The following is a 17,725-nucleotide window of genomic DNA, read 5'->3' as shown; positions in this document are numbered from 1 at the left end:
CCCCATGACGTAGCGGGCAAACGCCAATTATATCCCTTTTATTTTCTCGCGCGCCGAAAGGGCCAGCGCCAGGGCGCGCGCGCCGTCTTCCAGAGTACAAACAGGCTCTTCTTCTCCGCGGGCTACCGCCAAAAAATGGCGCATCTCGTCAAGAAAAAGCCAGTTACGCTCAAAGCCTTCCGGCGCATGGAACACCTGCCATTCGCTGGCATCCACTCTGAAGAATCCCAGGCTGGCGTCGGCATTGTTCCAGCGCAGGGTTCCTTCTGTGCCAATGATCTCCAGGGTGTGGGTGGGTGGCCTTTGCAGATAATCCAGGTGCAGGGTGCCAATGGCTCCCCGGGCAAACCGCACACCAATCTCTGCACTATCTTCCACCTCCAGGCCAAACCCCAAGGAACCACCTTCCGCCCAGTCTACCGAATACTCTCCCAGGAGCCAGCGCAAATAGTCAAAGGGATGGCAGAGAGTCAGAAGCACCCCTCCCCCCAGGTCGGCGCGAGCGGCGTATCCCTGTCGGTAGTCTTCCCAGGGATGCCAGCCCGGGAGATACTCTCCCCAGTGTGCTCTCACCGAGGTCACGCGCCCAATTGCCCCCTCGGCCAGCAAAGAAGCCGCCCGGCGGAGGGTGGGGTGAAAACGAAATTGAAACCCCACCAGTACCCTTGCCCCACTCCGTTCCATGGCTGACTGCAACTGCGGAACCCGTGAAAGATCGTGGGCAATGGGTTTTTCGAGTAAGATGGCACAGCCCTTTTCTGCAGCGGGGATAGCTACATCCATGTGGAGCGCGGTTGGATTAGAAATAATGACCGCATCGGGCTGGTGCGCCAGAGCGGCTTCGAGATCCGTTTCTACCGGCAAACCAGCGATCTCCTCCTCAGGCAGCGTGCTGTGGCGGGTGCGATAGAGAAGAATATCGTGCTCACCCAGGGCGAGCAGGTTGCGTAAATGGCGTCTCCCAATAGAACCGTAACCGGCAATCAGAAACTTCATGGGGTTTTCCTTCCCGCTTTTTCTACCAGCTCTCGTAAAAAGGCGCCCGTGCGTCTTCCGGCAGAGCCATCTGTATAGGTGCATTCTTCCCGGATGAACTTCTGGCGCTGAGGTTGATCTGTAGATGGATCAGCAAGATAACTGTTCACAGCTTCTTTCAAGCTTTGCACATCATAAGTGACCCGCCCGGCACCCGCAGCGCGAAAACGCAGGTGGGTTGGCCACTCACCGATCTCTCGCAGCGAGAGCGAAAACTTCCCCGGTGTATTCCACCCACCCGGAACATCAATGCACACACTCACGATGGGGCGGTCGTGAATGGCGGTTTCCACCACCATCGTGGAATAGACGGTTAAAAATACATCCGCATAGGCCATCATCGAGGCTTTTTCGGGCATGTCTTCGCCTGAGTAATATCCCAGTTCACCCCCCAGCGGCACTGGCTCCACCAGGTGAACATGCGGCATATCCCGAATCAGTGCACGTATCCGGTTGGCTTCTCCCTCATAGAGAGACCCCGGCATAAAATGATTGGGGTGTAAACGGATCAACAACTGAGTGGGCTCACGAAAAGCCTCGGCATTCACCAGTTCAGCCAGAGCCTGAACATTGGCGAAATTGGGAGAAAAAGTGACAAACGAACAGGCATACGCCAGCAGTTTTCGGTGCGGATCTAACCCATGCAGGGCAAAGTATTCATCCCGGGACATCTGCCAGGTGCGCCGGAAGTATCCATCATAAGATGGGATTCCACCAACAAACACCTGCTCAGGAGACCAGTCTGAACCCAACACCAGCTCTTCCTTTTGAATCTCTGACCAGCAATTAATCCATTTCACCGGCGCACCGGGCAGGCGATAACTGGAAGGATTATCCCAGCCAACGATCACCGCTGCCGTGTCGATCCCTCGGGAGGCAGCTTCGCGCAAAAGATAGCGATCCCAGCGCCAACCCGGGGTTGAAGCCACCACCAGATCGGGCTGGTACTTCTCGAACAAATCTGAATAAATGGAGGGGGTGTACCGCCGCTGGACCTGCATCAGAGCCCGGCGCGCCAGGCGAGAACGGCGTAAAACCCAGGTAAGCGTGCGAATCAGCGGCATGATGCGCTTCCCGCGCGGAGAGGCTTCGTACCCCATCTGACGCAAGTGGCCATCCATAGCATTGGTATTGACGCGCTTCGAGCCGCCCATCCAACGCAGAAAGTGCGTCCAGTATTGAATCGAGTGATCATGCTTCTCAAAGTACTCGCGGCACTGGCGGAAGCGTAGCCCTTCGACGATCAACCCGGGCTGTCCAAATCGCCGCTCGATCTGCTCCTTCAGGCCGTCATCCGTGAGCAGAACCACCCGCAGACCACCCTCCAGCAAGGTTGGGAGCACATCCGTCTGCAGAAAGTACACCACCGAAAGGCCATGATCAGCGCTGATAAAAATTGTCTTTGGTTTCGTCATGAAAAAGGTATCGCTTTTCTATCAAAAGGTCTATGTTATCGGTCATAGTACCAGCGGAAAATTCGATCATACCACCCGAGGAGCATCTTGCGTACGGGTGGAAAATCCAGCAGGGGGTGCTTTTTCTCGCCAGCCTTTACCGGCCGACGCTCTCCACCCCGATTTTTTACTCCGCGCAGGGTGTTACTCATATTCATCGCCAGCGGTTCAGCGGTCATCAGGCGTAATAACCCCGCCGCATTGACCCGCTCATCCAATTGTTTCACCTGTCCCATCGGGCGATCCATACTGAAAGGTAAAAAGCCCTGAAGAGCGCTCTTCCAGGCGGTGAACTGCCAGTGAGAAGCCCCTGCAAAAGCCATGACACCCCGGTAGGTCAGACGTACATCACGGGTAGTCTCGTAACGCTGGCGGATCTCTTCTTCACTCTGCCCAAGGCTGAGGTCAAATTCAAGGAAGGTCTCCCAGGGGATAAACTGCCCCATTTCCAGCTTCACCTCAGGCTGGCTCCTCGCCCAGTCCACCGTGGCAGAATACACCTCTTCCCGCGTGCGGAAGGGACGCGCCGTGACCATACCCACGTTGGGATAGGTTTCAAGAATTTCTACAGAACGCTTCAACCAGCCCGGAGAGAACAGCACATCACTATCCGCATAAGAGATGATCTCACCAGGCGCACCAGACAAAATAATATTCCAGGCCCCGCCTTTGCCGAGGTTTTTCTCCGACAGGATAAGATACTGAATTCGTCCAGCCTGATGCTCATCCAGAAGATACTGGCGTACTTCTTCGCAAGATGCGTTATCAAAGACCAGCAGATCCATCTCCATTCCGGGATCGGTGCGAGCACTTTCCAGGCAGGCTTTCAGCACATCCAGTGCTTCAGCATAAAAACCGCTGAGAAATGGGATGTAATTGAGCACCGCCACGGTCACACGCGCAGGCCGGGCTACCTCTTTCACAAATTTTGCCGGGTTCTGACCAATCCGCATTCTTTGTTCTCCTAAAGCAACCCCTGCCGGAACTCGCGGTAGGCCCTTAACGGGTGAAACAACGCATAAGTGACCTGCGCCAACCGATAAGAATGCCACCGCACCAGCGGGTAAATTTCCACCTCACGCCAGAAACGCCGCCAGGTAAACCGCGGACGAACCAGCCGGCCATTCACCAGTCGATGACTGGCATCGGGCAGTTCGAAAATTGCCCGCCGCCCTCCTGCCAGCCGGATATTCTCAAAGGTTTCAGGGTGCCGATAATGCGGCTGGCCGCCGGGAAGATGGCGGTAATCATGATTCTGATGAACAATGAACACATCATAAGTGGCATCGATAACCGGAAAGCCCTGAGATCGCCCGGAGTAAATCATCCAGTTATCCCATCCGGCCCTGCCAATGGCAAAAGGAGGCATATCCATAAAGCAATCCCGCGGGAAGAGGAAGTAATCGGAGCCGGTAGCCTTATGGAGTTGACCCTCCTGCTGAGCACGCTGGCGCAAACGTTCGGCCCAGCCTTCAGAGAACTCCAGCGGTTCGCGCACGTCGAGATCCCAGCGCTGTCCGACCGCTAAAAAGCGGGGGTGCTTTTCCAGCAAGGCTCGACCGGCTGTCAGCAGGTCAGGAGTAAGTAAAATATCGGCGTTCACACAGCACAGCAGAGGACTGGTGGAATACTCCCGCGCCAGCGCAAACATAGACGAGACCAGGGGCGTACCCGCGGCGGTACGCTGAACCTGCGGAAAATGCTTCACTCCGTTATGCGCTGCCGCTTCTGCCAGCCCCTCTTCCTCACCCAGCAGGATGACCTCCACATGCTCACCCAGCGCCAGCCAGGAACGGATAGCATTATGCTGGATCAAGGCTATGTGCGGGTCGACAAAGGGTTTGGGGGCTGAGAAGATGGTTATTTCAGGCATGGTTCCTCTCATTTCGCCCGATCATCCACGTCAAAACCCGATTTATGATTGACCGAAGCATTAATTTCTGCCAGTTGAGGCTCACGTTCAAAGATGGCCAGCACCTCTTCCCACGAAAAATCCATGCGCCCCTTGAGCCGGGAGACGATTGCCCTTAAAAGATCAAGATCTTCGGGCGTATCCACCGTCCAGCGCAGATGCCCAAGATCAGGCTCATGCTGAAGAATAAAGATCTTAAAGCGCCCTGGCTCGTCGTAGAGATAAGGCATCACATGTTCCCGTTCATATTTTTGAGTAGCTTCTCTCCAGGCGCGTTCCAGTGCGCTAAAAGTGCACACTTCCGTATCCAGCCCAATTGGGAAGGTACGTTTCCACGGCGGAGGCAGGCGGTTGGCGGCAAAATCGACCTCGCGCTCAAAAAATTCCCTCACCACCTGGTCAACCACCTTTGGATCGATCAACGGGCAGTCGGCGGTCACACGCACCACTACATCGGCCTTTGCCCAGCGCGCCGCCTGATAAAAACGATCGAGCACGTCAAACTGGCTCCCGCGGAAAACCGGCCAACCGCGTTCAGCACACAATGCAACCACAGGGTCGTCGGCAGAGTCTGTGGTAGTTGCCACCAGCACCGAGTTCACCGTAGATGCCCGGCGGCAACGTTCGACCACCCAGGCCAGCATTGGTTCGCCGCCCAATTCTCGCAGTACTTTGCCTGGCAAACGGCTGGAGGCCATCCGTGCCTGAACAATGGTCACAACATTAAAGCCAGAAAGCGGTTTCACCTTTTCATTTCCTGCCCGGCATATAGCGAAAGACAATCCATTCGCCAAGCACGGTTTCTTCGTCATAATTTTCGCAAATCCACCGATACACTTCAGGCATTCCAGGTGGAATTTGCGGCGGTTTGAAATAACGGTCTCGATAATCGGATATCGAACGACTAATAGGCCTTTTGGGTCGAATTGCCCTGGCCAGTTCCTCCAGGTAATCCCGATCCGAAAGCTTCGAGCAATCGGCGGCATTGTATTCATAAAACAACGGCTGAATCAATGGGCGACTGTCGATGATCAGCTGGGGTGGGTGAGCCTGCAGTTCGGCAAGGAATGTACCCGTGTGAAATTCATTGGTGTAATTGGGCAAAAAAAGCGGATCAATGAAAAAGAAACGGCTGGGCGCTTTTCGTCCGCTAACCACGTTGATCATCGGCAGATTGCCCCACTGGAGCACATAATCTTCGGGGTCGGTGTGCTGTTTGACATACTCAATAACTTCGGTCAGCGTTTTATCCTGTTGCACTGTGATCTTATCAATGTTATTGAGCACTCCCGTCAGCAACAACGGGATCATAAAAACCACCACCCAGGTCTTCCTAATCAGGTTACTATTCTCTCCTTTTGAGGGTCTGGCAAGCCACCATACCAGGAATCCTGTTAATAAAGTCAATGCGGGTAGAAGTGCCATGAAATAATGGCGAAAATTATTCCCGGAAAGCGAGCTTAACCCCAATTCCACTGGTAAATCGATCACCGCAAACGCCAGCGGAAGGAATAGAGGGGTCGAGTGGCCCTCCTGCCAGCGCAATAACCATCGGTAGAAGGACCGGTCGAGCCGGCGAAATGCATAGGCCAGCCCACCCACCAGGAGAATAACCCCCACAACCAGGAGGCCCCGGCGGTACAGGCTCATCTCCCCAATGCGGGAAAAGGTCAACCCCGAACGAAGCATCCCCCGATAAACCAGCACCAGGCCCGCCAACCCGGCCAGCCACCCCACCGCGCGAGAGGTGAACACCCGCAGAAGCGCATCCTCATGAAACAACAGATAAACGATCCCCGCCATCCAGGCCGTAAAACCAAGAACATAAAAAGGCGATACCCCCTGTAGAAAATACAAAGCTTCCAGGAGAGCATCCAGGCGCTGACTGGTCGAAATGCCCGAAAGAGCAAAATTATAGGCAAAAGCCGCCTCCCAGAATTCCGGGAAAATTCCCCGGAGCGCAAAGAATGCAAACCACCCACCCCAAACCGCCAGGAAACCCAGCCCCAGCCATATAAAATCGATCAGGCCCCGCCACTGTTTGCGAGCCAAGCGCGTCCAAAGCATGAGTATGCCTGTTGCCACCAGCGGCCCGGCCAGCGGTTGTTTGAGGGTAGAAGCCATGGCAATACACACCCCGATACAAAATGCCCACCAGCCTCCCTGCCTGCGGCGTTCCATTTCTAAAAGCAAACCTATGGCCGCAAACTGGAAAGGAAGGGCATATTCTTCGGTGAGGTTTCCGCCCTCGTGTACAAAAACCAGATTCATGAGAAAACCCGCCGAGGCTACCCAGGCGGGGAGCACACCATAAAACCTCTTCAAAGCCGTAAAACCAATCAGCGCCGATGACCCTACGGCTATCAGTTCCAGCGCCCAGATTCCCCAGCGGCTACCCCCGCCCAGCATCAACCCCCAGTAATTGAGGTAAAAAATGAGCGGGGGTTTGTGGTCATAGACATCACGGTAGGGCAATTGCCCCTCGCGCATGCGTTCGCCAAAATACTGAAAGATAGACGAATCCACATCGGGGATGCGCATCAGGTGTGGCATAGCGTAGGCTAACGCCAAGAGAGCTAGCCCCAGTAATGATGCAGCCAGAACGAATTGGATTGCAAATGAACGAAGTTTCATATTAAGGCACCTGTTTCCGAAGGTATATTTGCCACTCGGGCAAATTAGGTAGAGGCTCTAAAATATAATGTTCACAAATCCACCGAAACGCATGGCGCATTTCTGAAGTAATCGTCATTTGCTTATAGTAACGTTGGTATGAATTCTGATGTAGAAGCCAATCAATATAATCGGGATCTTCCAGTTTTTCGCAGGAAGTTCCTGCCTCCGGGATTAATAGTGGGATGATCTTCGGTGGGCCGTACACAATAGCATCCGGGGGATGTGTCTGAAGGTCATGTAGAAATTGTGAGGCGTCTTCGTCCCGGGCAAATCCACTTACAAAAAGCGGATTTTGATGAACATACCGTGACACCGCCGGGAAACCGGTCAGGTAATGTAAGCGGGCATTCCATCCCCACGAAAGAATGTGCGCGTCTCCAGGAAGGTGCGACTGCAAAAATTCGACTACTTCCTGTACATCGGCGTCCTCTTTTCCTTTCGACAAGGCTACCGTTTGACTGACTCCACCCATTGCCAGGGGAATTACCATCAAAAGCAGCCAGGCCTTTCCAATAGGGCGATCGGTCAGAAAGCAAAACGCAAATGCCACCAGTAACGAAAAAGCAGGGAACATCGAGAGAAGATAATGCCTGTATTGAGCACCAGTAGCGCTGACCAGTCCAGCCTGAATAACAAAATCTAGCAAACCTAGCCCCATCACAGCCACAGGAACACGGGGAGTTGGTGCAGGCAAATTATCCAGAGCATGCTTTCCCCATTTCAGAAAAGATGGCTGTACCCAGACCACGCCCAGAATAATCAGGGTCGCCCCGATAGCAACTGCTCCCCACCTGTATGGGCCAATCTCTTTGAGGGTGTAAGGTGAAAAACCAACGCGAAAAAAAACCTTGTATAACAACACGAGTGAACCAAGAATAAATAACCACGCCACCACCGGATGAAACAAAACCCGCCGCACCGCAGGGCTGCTCATCACCATCCAGAGCCCCCCAATGAGCCATGCCAGCACACCGATAAGAAAATAAGGTGATTTAGAGGGAAGGAAAGTAACCGCAAATAATAAAGCCCGAAGTCGGGTAATCAAGTCACTTCCAATAAAATACGCATTAAATGCAAAGACTGCCTGCCAGAAGTCCTCAAAGACTCCACTGGCCAGGAAATATCCCAGCCAGACTGCCCAGACCACAGCAACACCGATGGCCATTCCCAGCAAGGATCGGACTCCACGCCAGTTTCTTGTAATGACAATCCAGAGACCGATAAGAAGAGCCGGAGCCACCAGAGCCCCTCCATTGGTCTGTTTCATTGTTGATGATACCCCTGCAACTACCCCCATCCAGAACCCGGGCCAGAAATGCTTCGGGTCTTGCATGATCTTCAACCAAATAAGCCAGATTAAAAACTGGAAAGGTAAGCCATATTCTTCCGTTAGATTTCCGCCTTCCAGAACCAAAGCCAGATGAGCCGCCATCAAGATCAGACTGAAAAACGCCGCCATCTTCCCAAACGACCGTTTTAAAAACGCGTACCCAGCCAGCAGAGCCACAGTAATGCCCACAAACTCTAGTAGCCAGACTCCCCACCGGCTGCCTCCGCTAACGAAGAGGCCCAGTGCATTGATGTAAAAAATCCCCGGTGGCTTACTATCCCACAAATCCCGGTAGGGAAGCTCGCCGTGCAAAATTCGCGAACCAAAATACAGGAAGATCCCCGAGTCGATATCTGGCGTGCGGTTGACCGTGGGCATTACCTGAACCATCGATGCCAGCCCTACCAATATAAGCACAATATAAATCCAATCCAGGCCGCGAAAGGAAACTCCGTGGAAATATTTCTTAATGCCCATGGTTTGACCTTTTATTCTTCACAAATTCACTCGCCTGTTGATAGGCTGACAGCAATTTTGGGAAGTTCTTCCGCCAATCAGCACGTTCCTCTGCCAGCCTTCGCCCTCGCCGACCTATTTCGCTCAGCTCTGATCCAGTTGAAACCGCTCTCAACATTCCTGCGGCCAGTGCTTCACTATCTCCATCCGGAAAAAGCCAGCCAGCCACACCCTCTTCTATCCATTCACGGTTGCCCGGGATATCTGAAACCAGCACCGGCAGGCCGCTTGCCAGAGCTTCTAACAGCGAGACCGAAGAGCCATCGCTATGCGAGGCGCTCACATACAGGTCAGCCGCCCGGTAGTACCGCGGGAGTTCGCGCTGACTCACCTGCCCGCCCAGATAAACCCGCTCGTGCAGGTTGTGTTCGTAAATCATGGCCTGTATTTTCCCCGCGAGTGAACCATTTCCCAGCAGGAGCAGGCGCAAACGCGGTTCTGCTTCAGCGGCCTGGGCAAATGCTCGCACCACGCAGTCAACCCCATAGATCGGCTCCCAGGAACGCAGAGATAAAATCACAAACGCATCCTTCCATCCCAAACGTTCCCGAAGGCCATCGTCACTCCCTGCCAGAGAGAACTTCTCCACATCCACGCCCCAGGGGAACAAAACCACCCGTTCTCCAGAGAAGCCAAAGCCTTCTGCCGCCCGTTGCACTGCCTGGCAGTCGCCAACCAGCATATCGCTTCGCCGCAGGGTGAACCGCGTGATTCCCCTCATCCACGGGTTTTGATAAGCATCTACCAGCAGGTCCGACCCCCAGGACATGGTCACCAGCGGCCTGCTCCCCGCCAGCGCGGCAAGAAATGCACAGCTCTGCACTGGCCCGGCATGGATAACGTCTGGCTGGTACCGGGCGAGCACCCTGCGCAACCCCAGCACCATGGCAGGTAATGAACGCCACGAAAAAGGCCTCTGCCCGCCTCGCCAGACGATCTGTTCAACCTCAGATGGGAGAGGGCGGTCTTCTACCTGCCGTTTCTGCCGTTCCAGGCGCAGGAAAAAGACCTCTTGCCCGCTTTCAACCAGCGAAGTGAGGAAGCGATAATCGTGAGGGGTGTAATCGCGAGTGAAGTAAAGAACGCGCATACCTCAGCCTGCCGGGCAAAACATCGAGAAGATCATGCTCCCAGGTCCGTCCAGCGGAACTCCTGGCCAAACGGTTTGTCCACCAGCAGGCGTTTCCCGATCACCCTGTCTAGTTCGTAGGGCATGATGGCATCACGCGGGGCGGGGCGCAGCACATCAATATCAGCGCGAGTCAGCACCTCGCCGGCCTTCATATCGCGTGCCGCCCGCAAACACCGTCGCTGCAACACCACCGTTTCCTGTTCGTTACCCGCCACGAACTTATCGGCTGAACCCAGAGCACGTTCCAAACGACGGGTATTGATCACCATCTCTTCCCAGTCATGCGGATTCAACGCGAAGCGGTGGTCGGGGCCTACGCGGTTGTTGTCATCGGTGAAGTGCTTCTCTACCACGCGCGCGCCCAGTGCCACCGCCCCCAGCACGGCAGCGTGGCCAGGAGTATGATCAGAAAGCCCCAGCACTACATTCGGGAACATCACCCCGTAGGTTTTGAGCACGTTCAGGTGAAGATGGTTGAAATTCTCCAGGTCACCAGTGTAATTTGTATTGCACTGCATGAGCACCAGCTGCGGATTGATCGCCGTGATCAATCGCACCGCGGCCGCCACCTCGCCGATATCTGAAGCCCCCGTTGCTAAAATCACCGGCAACCCTTTGCGGGCAATCCATTCCAGCGCTTCAGGCCAGGTGATCTCCCCCGACCCCACCTTAATCGCCGGGACATAAGGCACAAGATAATCGGTAGCTTCAAAATCGTAAGGTGAGGAGAAGTAATCAATGCCCACCTCGTCACACACAGCTTTCAGTTCAGGGGTCCATTCAAAAGGAATGGATGCCCCTTCATACACCTCATAAACCGATTTATTCCAGCTGGCCTGGTGCGATTTTTGCCCCCCCAGGGCCTTAAAGCCGTAATCGGAGACGATCTTCGGCGCGCGGAAGTTCTGGAATTTCGCTGCATCAGCCCCGGCGGCTTTGGCCAGCCGGATGAGCATCTTGGCGCGCTCCAGGTCGCCATCATGGTTGGCGGCGATGTCGGCGATGAAATAAGTGGGATGATTCTCCCCGACGATATGACTGCCGATTTTGATCTCCATAACTCCCTCTCTTTCTTCCAAAGTCATCCTTCCAACAGGGCTCTCAATTGCTGTGGACGCCCTGTTTCCCATAACTTTGCAAAGGCATCCATCTCTTCAGCCTGCCCGGGCATCGCCCGCCCGAGGGCAGCTTCCAGTTTATCTACACGCAAGGTCAGGTTGGGTGAACGCCGGGCCGCCAGCCCCGACTCGCGTACCGAGGTGGGGGTAATCAGACCTTCATCCAGGCCAAACCGCCTCGCCAGGTTGACCCCAAACTGATACTTGCTGAGGCATTCTCTGCTGAGAACGTGGTACAGCCCGCTCATCCCCTGTTCCAGCATCTCCAGAAGCATGCTCCCCAGATGATTGGCCAGCAACGGGCAAAAGTAAACGTCTGTAAACCCCTTCACCGGCTTGCCAGCCACCAGGTTGTAATAGAAAAATTCGGCCAGGCTGCGCGTGCCTGTCAGGCTCCAACCGAAGAAGTTCACCCGGGCAATCAATGCCAGGGGGTCGCTGGCCGCCGCTTTTTCACCCGCCAGCTTATCACGCGCATAGACCCCCAGTGGGTTTGGCTCGTCCACCTCTGAATACCCCCCACGCGCGCCATCAAATACCGCATCCGTCGAAATATGCACCCAGCGCACCCTCAAACGGCGGCATACCTCTGCTACCTCGCCGGGCAGTTCCGCATTTAATCGCGCCGAAAGAAGGGGGTTTTGCTCGCAGGCATCCAGGTTAGCCAGAGCCGCCGTATGCACCACAAAATCAGGGCGAAGCGCCTCAATGATCCGGGCTGCCTCACCCGGCAGGGATAAATCGGCCTGAACGGTGCGGAACGGCGCGCCGCGCAACCCGTGGCGGTTGACCAGCCCCGTCACCTCGTAAGAACCGGCCGCATCCAGGCAAAGATTCAGCCCGAGCAGACCGCTCGCCCCGGTTACCAGCAGTTTCTTCACCCCAGCGTGCCCTTCTCGTGTTCAGCTTCAATCGGTCGGATCATCTCGCGAATCTGTTCGATCGTCAGCCACTGTGGATTGTTATTACTGGCGTATCGATATCCATCCGGTAGAGGTTTTCCCTGGTCTTCCCAGTCCCAGCCGAACGGCTTGGCCCAGATACGTTCCGGTGGCATCACGACGAATAGATCCTCCAGCTCCACCGTGTGCCGGGCTTCGTCTTCCGAGATGAGCACCTCATGCAATTTCTCGCCCGGCCGAATTCCAATAATTTCAATGTCATTTTCCGGGGCCACCGCCCGCGCCAGGTCCATCACCGCCATACTGGGAATTTTCGGCACAAAAACCTCACCCCCGCGCATTTGCTCAATGCAACGGATGACAAAGCGCACCCCCTGCTCCAGCGTCAGCCAGAAGCGCGTCATACGTTCGTCGGTCACGGTGACTTTGCCGTTCTGGCGCTGCTTGAGGAAAACCGGCACCACACTGCCGCGGCTCCCAACCACGTTGCCATATCGCACACAGCTCAGACGGGTGGGTTTTCCCCGTTTGCCGCCCCAACCAGCGTAGGCATTGCTCTGAACAATCAGTTTTTCAGCCGCCAGCTTGGTTGCCCCATAAAGATTAACCGGGTTGACCGCCTTATCGGTGCTCAGCGCCAGCACCTTTTCTACCCCGCAATCGAGCGCAGCGTCTACCACATTACTGCTTCCCAGAATGTTGGTTTTGATCGCCTCCATCGGGTTGTATTCACATGCAGGCACCTGCTTAAGCGCTGCCGCGTGCACCACCACATCCACCCCCTCAAAGGCACGTTTGAGGCGTTCGCGATCGCGTACATCGCCGATGAAGTAGCGCAGGCTGGGATGATCATAGCCTGCCTGACGCATTTCATGCTGCTTGAGTTCATCGCGGCTGAAGATGATCAGCTTGGCCGGATGATATTCCGCCAGCATAATCTCAACAAATTTTTTCCCGAACGAACCGGTGCCTCCGGTAATCAACACAACCTTTTCTGACCAGTCCACAATTGCCTCCTGAGAGGAAACTCCACCCGCAGGCCGCCCCTGCCAGGCGGGGAAAATCAGACTTTCGGTTCTTTGGTAATCACCACCAGCGGGTACTGACCGTTTTCTCCAAACCAGCGCGGAGCGCGTTCTTCCAGCCAGAACAACAGGCGCAGCCAGAACTTTCCGCCGGTTGCGGTATGAATCAACGCCCGCATCCAGCGCACACTGACACTGCGCCAGACCAGAATTTCAAAATGCATCTTTCCATCTAACAGCTGTCGCAGCCAGGCGGCATTCAGCTTTTGAACAAAAGTGCCCGTCGGCGCATTCCGTGTAGGCTTTTCGACCACGCTGTCGGCCTTTTTCTGCTGAGGCGAAAACAGCTTGCCCACACGCTCTGCCAGGCGAACCATCCAGGCGGTCTTCTGCATGAGGGGAGAGTCCGTCCAGCCATTGACCACCACCGCTGTACGCCCCTCTGCCAGAGTGCGGTAAAGCTCATCGTAAGCCCTGCCCTGTTCAATAAGGGGCAAATGATGAAGCGTATGCAATGATACCGCACCATCGAAAACCCCCCTGGCAAAAGGCAAATTGGCTACATCGGCCACCACACACAGAGCGTGGTTCCCCAGCCGTCGGCGGGCTTCTTTCAGGGCCACGATCGACAGATCCGCACACACCCGATACCGGTACCCCCGTGAATAAGCCTCGTACTCAGGATATTGCACCGGCCCAGAGCCAGCATCCAGGAGAAAGCGCCCCGTCGACGCAAGATGCCGCCCCACCCGCAAATGACAGCGATGAATATACTCGGCAGAAACCGGCCGCAGGTCTTCATAACGGGCATTCTGATACAGACCCTCGGCCACTTTTTGCCAGCCGACCTGATCGTAAAACGAGCGTACTTCCTGTTTAACCTGTTCGCCGCTCATGCGCCTGCCTGCAGAATGGATTTCCAATCTATCGGCTCACCGAGCAAGTAACGGAAAGTGTCTCCGTATTGCTGACGACCTTCGTCACTCAAAACTGCCTTCAATGGACGGGCATGGTAATCTTCCCAGAGACGCACCAGGTGCCATGGGAAGGGGCGCGGATATTCAAAGAAAAAGCGGTAGGCATATTCCCAGGCGCTTTCTACCTGAGGGCGGGTAAGCCGGAAGGCCACAGGGTTGGCGAGCATCTGACCGAGAAGCTTAAAGTAACTCACCCATGAATCCGGATCGTAGGTGAAGCCCCGCCCGCGGTAATGGGTTTGCCCGGCCACAATAACTGGCACACCATACATGGCCATTTCCATACCCACCGTGGTGGTGTACACCAGGCCCAGGTCTGCCACTTCTACCAGATCGTAGGTGTTCACTTTATCTTTCGGACCGATCAGGCGAATGTTTTCCGGCAGGCGAGGTAAAACCTCGCGTACCACATCCATCATGGAAAGCCCGTGGGTGAGCACCTCACCGGGGTGAACCCGTACCACCAGCTGAGCCCTGGCCGGTTCCAGCCCGGCAAAATACTGCACTGTGCGGGCAATCCATTCGGCCATACTTTGAGAGAAAACCTGCCGTCCAAGCGTCAGGCTGTCTCCCAATACATTGGTAGCCAGCAGAACCAGAGGACGATCATCCAGGCCAAGCTCCTGGCGAATCTGGCTTCCGCCCCTGGCAGGGGTGCCCTGCCACGCCCGGGCGAAGTTCTCCCACAGGGCGCCTCGCTGGCGGGCAACGAACAGGTTGCGCATCCGCTCCAGCTGTTCTTCTGAAAGCGCCTTGCCGTTACGTGCCGCCCACATCGAGTCGGTTTCCTGACGCATCACCTCGGCATTTTGTGCCAGCCAGATGCGCTGCCGCTGGTCACCGAATTCGTAGGTTACCACAGGAATGCGCATTTCACGCGCCACACGATAAACAATCCCCAGTTCCTGGATCGTCCCGTTCGGCACGATGACCACATCCGGCCGATTAGCTCTGAACCACGCATACGCGGCACGGGCGGCTTCGGTATTCCGCTCAAGCCTCAGCCGGTAAACCTCACTGTCGGGGTCTATCTCCTCCACCTGAAGGGTGTACTGCGTATCATACGTGGTTACCAGCCGCACCATGTCCATCAATGACTCCGGAAGGCGCATGGGCACACCGCGCATCCCCAGGAAAGAAACCGGGGTAAGCAAGGGACGGGCCTGTTCAAGCACCTTGCGAGCGTACACATTTTGCCGCCGCAAATCAAAGCGGTTAATGGGCTCACGCCATTCAGCATACGGTAAATATCCCAGCGTTACCTCGTGTCCCTGGGCCGCCAGCGCCATACCTACCAGCGCCGCATGTTCAATCCAGTAATGCAGCGTGGCAAACAGGAACACTTTCTTTCCTGGAGCCGCATTCTGTCGCAGTGCCACCGCCTGCGACACAATTTCCGGCAGTTCAGCCTGGAGATGTTTCAGGGAAAATCGGGTCTGGATCGGCCGACCATTTTGCCGCAGCAGCCAGTAAAGCTCGGCCGTGAACGGGATCTGACCCAGAAGACTCTTGACAACCTGTTTTCCAGCCACTTTCATCAATCCATCACCTCAATTTGCCAGTCCAGGCGTGGACGCAGCGGCCCCAGGCGCGGTTCGGCCCATTGCATCCCCGGCGCACCGGTCGCGTCCACCGTAAAATTCAGGGTCTGCTCATCGTGGAAATACCGCCGCACCCGAAAAGAACTGGCGTTGATCCCCACCGCGTAACGACCCTCGTTGAGCCAGTCAGCCGGGATCGTACACCGGCTGACATACCGGCCCGCCGGGCGTACCGGGTAACGCTCGTAACGGGACGGGTCATCGGTATCAAAGGACGTGAAGATGAATTCGCCGCGGGTACTCATTAAATACAACCCAACTCGCAGGCCGGTCACGGGCGAACTCAAGGCGTACTCGACCTCAATCGTAAACGGCTCCGTGGAACGCACCGCATTACTCACCCGCCCCTGAGCATCTTTCAGGCGCACGGCGATCGGCTTGAAGGGCGCGGCTTCCGGCGGCACTTCATCCTCCTCCCAGATGCGCTGCCCTTCCTGAGAGAATCCCTGGGAGAGGTAATAATCCACCGCCTGAGGTGTCGGCGCGCGCATCTTCAGGCGTCCTTTTTCAATCACCAGCGTCTCCTGGGTCAGGCGGAGAATGGCGCTCATATTGTGGCTGACGAATAGCACCGTTCGGCCCTGCTGAGCAACATCGCTCATTTTTCCCAGGCACTTACGCTGAAATTCTGCATCACCCACCGCCAGAACTTCATCTACCACTAAAATTTCCGGTTCAAGATGTGCCGCCACTGCAAAAGCCAGGCGCAGATACATCCCGCTTGAGTACCGCTTCACAGGGGTATCGATGAAGGGGCCAACCTCAGAAAAAGCCACAATTTCATCGAATTTTCGTTGAATCTCACTGCGGCGCATTCCCAGAATCGCCCCATTGAGATAAATATTTTCCCGTCCGGTCAGTTCAGGGTGGAAACCGGTACCCACTTCAAGTAAAGAACCCACCCGCCCACGAATTTCACCATAACCTTCCGTCGGGTCAGTAACCCGCGAAAGGATTTTGAGCAGCGTGCTCTTGCCAGCACCGTTGCGCCCAACGATACCGAGCACCTGCCCCTGCTCCACCTCAAAAGAAATGTCCTTAAGCGCCCAGATCGTGCCGTTCGCCCCGCGGCGGGTGCGGTCAAACACTGAGGTAAGGGTATCGCGCAGAGTCTGATAGCGCTGGCTGGCCAGCGTCCCAATGCGATATTGCTTTCCCAGTTTCTCGACCCGAATCGCCAGGCTACTCATACCATATCCGCAAAAGTGCGCTCCATGTGCCGGAAATAATACAGTCCACTGACCAACAATACGGCGACCACTCCCACCGAAACCCACAGAATGCGATCCGGCGGGTTGGCCCCGAAAAGCGCCCAGCGAAAGCCCTGAATAACCCCTGCCATCGGGTTGAGCGCATAAATCATCCGCCAGGGGCCCTGTGCGGGGATCACGTCAATGGAATAGGCCACCGGCGAAACGTACATCCAGGCCTGAACCAGGAAAGGCACCATTTGCTGTACGTCGCGATATTGCACGTTGAGCGCCGAAAGCCACAGCCCCACCGCCAGCGCCGCCAGCAATGCCAGTAACACTAACGGCAGTAACCAGAGCAGGTTCCAGGAAAAGGGTACCCGGTAATACAGCATGAGCCCTACCAGCACCAGGAAGGCAAAGAAAAAATCCACCAGCCCCGCCGCCGCCGCCGATAACGGAATGATTAATCGCGGGAAATAGACTTTGGTAAGCAAATTGGCATTCTGCACCAGGCTAATGCTGGCGCGTTGCAAAGCACCCTGGAATAACTGCATGGGGAGCAACGCCGCAAAGCTAAATACCGGGTAGAGATTCGCCGGAATACCCGCATCGGGTTTCAACCCTGCCAGGCGGCCAAAGATAATCGTGAAGATCACCATGTGGAATACCGGTTGAAGCACCGCCCAGCCAATGCCCAGCACGGCCTGTTTGTACCTCACCTTAATATCTCGCCAGGTGAGAAAGTAAATCAGCTCACGGTAAGCCCAGAGGGCCGAAAGGTTCAGGGGAATCCAACCTCGGGCAGGGCGCAGATAAATCAGGGGGGCGTGTTCGCTTCGCGTTGTCACCATCAC

At 55.5% G+C, this 17,725-nt stretch carries 15 protein-coding genes; all 15 read right to left on the bottom strand.

Features of this window, described 5'->3' with window-relative positions; genetic code table 11:
- Window positions 1-27 precede the first annotated feature (27 nt).
- The 15 genes from ATHL_RS00630 to ATHL_RS00565 are packed head-to-tail and all read right to left on the bottom strand — an operon-like array spanning window position 28 to window position 17,722.
- On the bottom strand, window positions 28-996 hold the full coding sequence (locus ATHL_RS00630; RefSeq protein ID WP_062188792.1) for a Gfo/Idh/MocA family protein: 969 nt from the start codon (window positions 994-996) through the stop codon (window positions 28-30).
- On the bottom strand, window positions 993-2,450 hold the full coding sequence (locus ATHL_RS18695; RefSeq protein ID WP_062188791.1) for a UDP-N-acetyl glucosamine 2-epimerase: 1,458 nt from the start codon (window positions 2,448-2,450) through the stop codon (window positions 993-995). Before ATHL_RS18695 ends, ATHL_RS00630 begins: the two co-directional genes overlap by 4 nt.
- Window positions 2,451-2,485: 35 nt before the next feature.
- Window positions 2,486-3,442, bottom strand: a complete 957-nt coding sequence (locus ATHL_RS00625) for a glycosyltransferase family A protein (RefSeq protein WP_062188790.1) — start codon at window positions 3,440-3,442, stop codon at window positions 2,486-2,488.
- A gap of 11 nt (window positions 3,443-3,453) precedes the next feature.
- Complete coding sequence (locus ATHL_RS00620) at window positions 3,454-4,362, bottom strand: hypothetical protein (RefSeq protein ID WP_114679450.1); 909 nt, start codon at window positions 4,360-4,362, stop codon at window positions 3,454-3,456.
- Between the two features lie 8 nt (window positions 4,363-4,370).
- Window positions 4,371-5,147 carry a cytidylyltransferase domain-containing protein gene (locus ATHL_RS00615; RefSeq protein WP_062188788.1) on the bottom strand — a complete coding sequence of 259 codons (777 nt, stop codon included), beginning with the start codon at window positions 5,145-5,147 and terminating at the stop codon, window positions 4,371-4,373.
- A 4-nt stretch (window positions 5,148-5,151) separates the two neighbouring features.
- Window positions 5,152-7,035 (bottom strand): ArnT family glycosyltransferase, encoded by a 1,884-nt coding sequence (locus ATHL_RS00610; RefSeq protein WP_062188787.1) that lies wholly within the window; start codon window positions 7,033-7,035, stop codon window positions 5,152-5,154.
- 1 nt (window position 7,036) lies between these two features.
- Window positions 7,037-8,884, bottom strand: coding sequence for an ArnT family glycosyltransferase (locus ATHL_RS00605; protein WP_062188786.1), 1,848 nt, complete (start codon window positions 8,882-8,884; stop codon window positions 7,037-7,039).
- The gene (locus tag ATHL_RS00600) at window positions 8,874-10,013 is read right to left on the bottom strand and encodes a glycosyltransferase (RefSeq protein ID WP_062188785.1); all 1,140 of its coding nucleotides are present in this window, start codon (window positions 10,011-10,013) and stop codon (window positions 8,874-8,876) included. Before ATHL_RS00600 ends, ATHL_RS00605 begins: the two co-directional genes overlap by 11 nt.
- Before the next feature lie 32 nt (window positions 10,014-10,045).
- Entirely contained in the window at window positions 10,046-11,113 is a 1,068-nt protein-coding gene (locus ATHL_RS00595; RefSeq protein WP_084001064.1) for an N-acetylneuraminate synthase family protein, read from the bottom strand.
- 23 nt (window positions 11,114-11,136) lie between these two features.
- Window positions 11,137-12,054, bottom strand: a complete 918-nt coding sequence (locus tag ATHL_RS00590; RefSeq protein ID WP_062188783.1) for an SDR family oxidoreductase — start codon at window positions 12,052-12,054, stop codon at window positions 11,137-11,139.
- On the bottom strand, window positions 12,051-13,082 hold the full coding sequence (gene pseB / locus ATHL_RS00585; RefSeq protein ID WP_062188782.1) for a UDP-N-acetylglucosamine 4,6-dehydratase (inverting): 1,032 nt from the start codon (window positions 13,080-13,082) through the stop codon (window positions 12,051-12,053). Before pseB ends, ATHL_RS00590 begins: the two co-directional genes overlap by 4 nt.
- A 56-nt stretch (window positions 13,083-13,138) precedes the next feature.
- Window positions 13,139-13,996: a class I SAM-dependent methyltransferase gene (locus ATHL_RS00580; protein WP_062188781.1), complete on the bottom strand. Its 858-nt coding sequence runs from the start codon at window positions 13,994-13,996 to the stop codon at window positions 13,139-13,141.
- The gene (locus ATHL_RS00575; RefSeq protein WP_062188780.1) at window positions 13,993-15,615 is read right to left on the bottom strand and encodes a capsular polysaccharide export protein, LipB/KpsS family; all 1,623 of its coding nucleotides are present in this window, start codon (window positions 15,613-15,615) and stop codon (window positions 13,993-13,995) included. Before ATHL_RS00575 ends, ATHL_RS00580 begins: the two co-directional genes overlap by 4 nt.
- Window positions 15,615-16,868 (bottom strand): ABC transporter ATP-binding protein, encoded by a 1,254-nt coding sequence (locus tag ATHL_RS00570; protein ID WP_062188779.1) that lies wholly within the window; start codon window positions 16,866-16,868, stop codon window positions 15,615-15,617. The genes ATHL_RS00575 and ATHL_RS00570 overlap by 1 nt, the downstream gene beginning before the upstream one ends.
- Entirely contained in the window at window positions 16,865-17,722 is an 858-nt protein-coding gene (locus ATHL_RS00565; RefSeq protein ID WP_062188778.1) for an ABC transporter permease, read from the bottom strand. The genes ATHL_RS00570 and ATHL_RS00565 overlap by 4 nt, the downstream gene beginning before the upstream one ends.
- Window positions 17,723-17,725 lie beyond the last annotated feature (3 nt).

Source organism: Anaerolinea thermolimosa (assembly GCF_001050195.2).
Taxonomy (GTDB): domain Bacteria; phylum Chloroflexota; class Anaerolineae; order Anaerolineales; family Anaerolineaceae; genus Anaerolinea; species Anaerolinea thermolimosa.
The sequence above is the reverse complement of the archived record's forward strand: the minus strand, read 5'-3'. Positions and strand labels throughout refer to the sequence as shown.

What these genes read in the sequence shown, in the direction of transcription:
- ATHL_RS00630 (WP_062188792.1), bottom strand. Translation starts at nt 996, where the DNA reads ATGAAGTTTCTGATTGCCGGTTACGGTTCTATTGGGAGACGCCATTTA.
- ATHL_RS00605 (WP_062188786.1), bottom strand. Translation starts at nt 8,884, where the DNA reads ATGGGCATTAAGAAATATTTCCACGGAGTTTCCTTTCGCGGCCTGGAT.
- ATHL_RS00620 (WP_114679450.1), bottom strand. Translation starts at nt 4,362, where the DNA reads ATGCCTGAAATAACCATCTTCTCAGCCCCCAAACCCTTTGTCGACCCG.
- ATHL_RS00610 (WP_062188787.1), bottom strand. Translation starts at nt 7,035, where the DNA reads ATGAAACTTCGTTCATTTGCAATCCAATTCGTTCTGGCTGCATCATTA.
- ATHL_RS00580 (WP_062188781.1), bottom strand. Translation starts at nt 13,996, where the DNA reads ATGAGCGGCGAACAGGTTAAACAGGAAGTACGCTCGTTTTACGATCAG.
- ATHL_RS00570 (WP_062188779.1), bottom strand. Translation starts at nt 16,868, where the DNA reads ATGAGTAGCCTGGCGATTCGGGTCGAGAAACTGGGAAAGCAATATCGC.
- ATHL_RS18695 (WP_062188791.1), bottom strand. Translation starts at nt 2,450, where the DNA reads ATGACGAAACCAAAGACAATTTTTATCAGCGCTGATCATGGCCTTTCG.
- ATHL_RS00600 (WP_062188785.1), bottom strand. Translation starts at nt 10,013, where the DNA reads ATGCGCGTTCTTTACTTCACTCGCGATTACACCCCTCACGATTATCGC.
- ATHL_RS00565 (WP_062188778.1), bottom strand. Translation starts at nt 17,722, where the DNA reads ATGGTGACAACGCGAAGCGAACACGCCCCCCTGATTTATCTGCGCCCT.
- ATHL_RS00575 (WP_062188780.1), bottom strand. Translation starts at nt 15,615, where the DNA reads ATGAAAGTGGCTGGAAAACAGGTTGTCAAGAGTCTTCTGGGTCAGATC.
- ATHL_RS00625 (WP_062188790.1), bottom strand. Translation starts at nt 3,442, where the DNA reads ATGCGGATTGGTCAGAACCCGGCAAAATTTGTGAAAGAGGTAGCCCGG.
- ATHL_RS00595 (WP_084001064.1), bottom strand. Translation starts at nt 11,113, where the DNA reads ATGGAGATCAAAATCGGCAGTCATATCGTCGGGGAGAATCATCCCACT.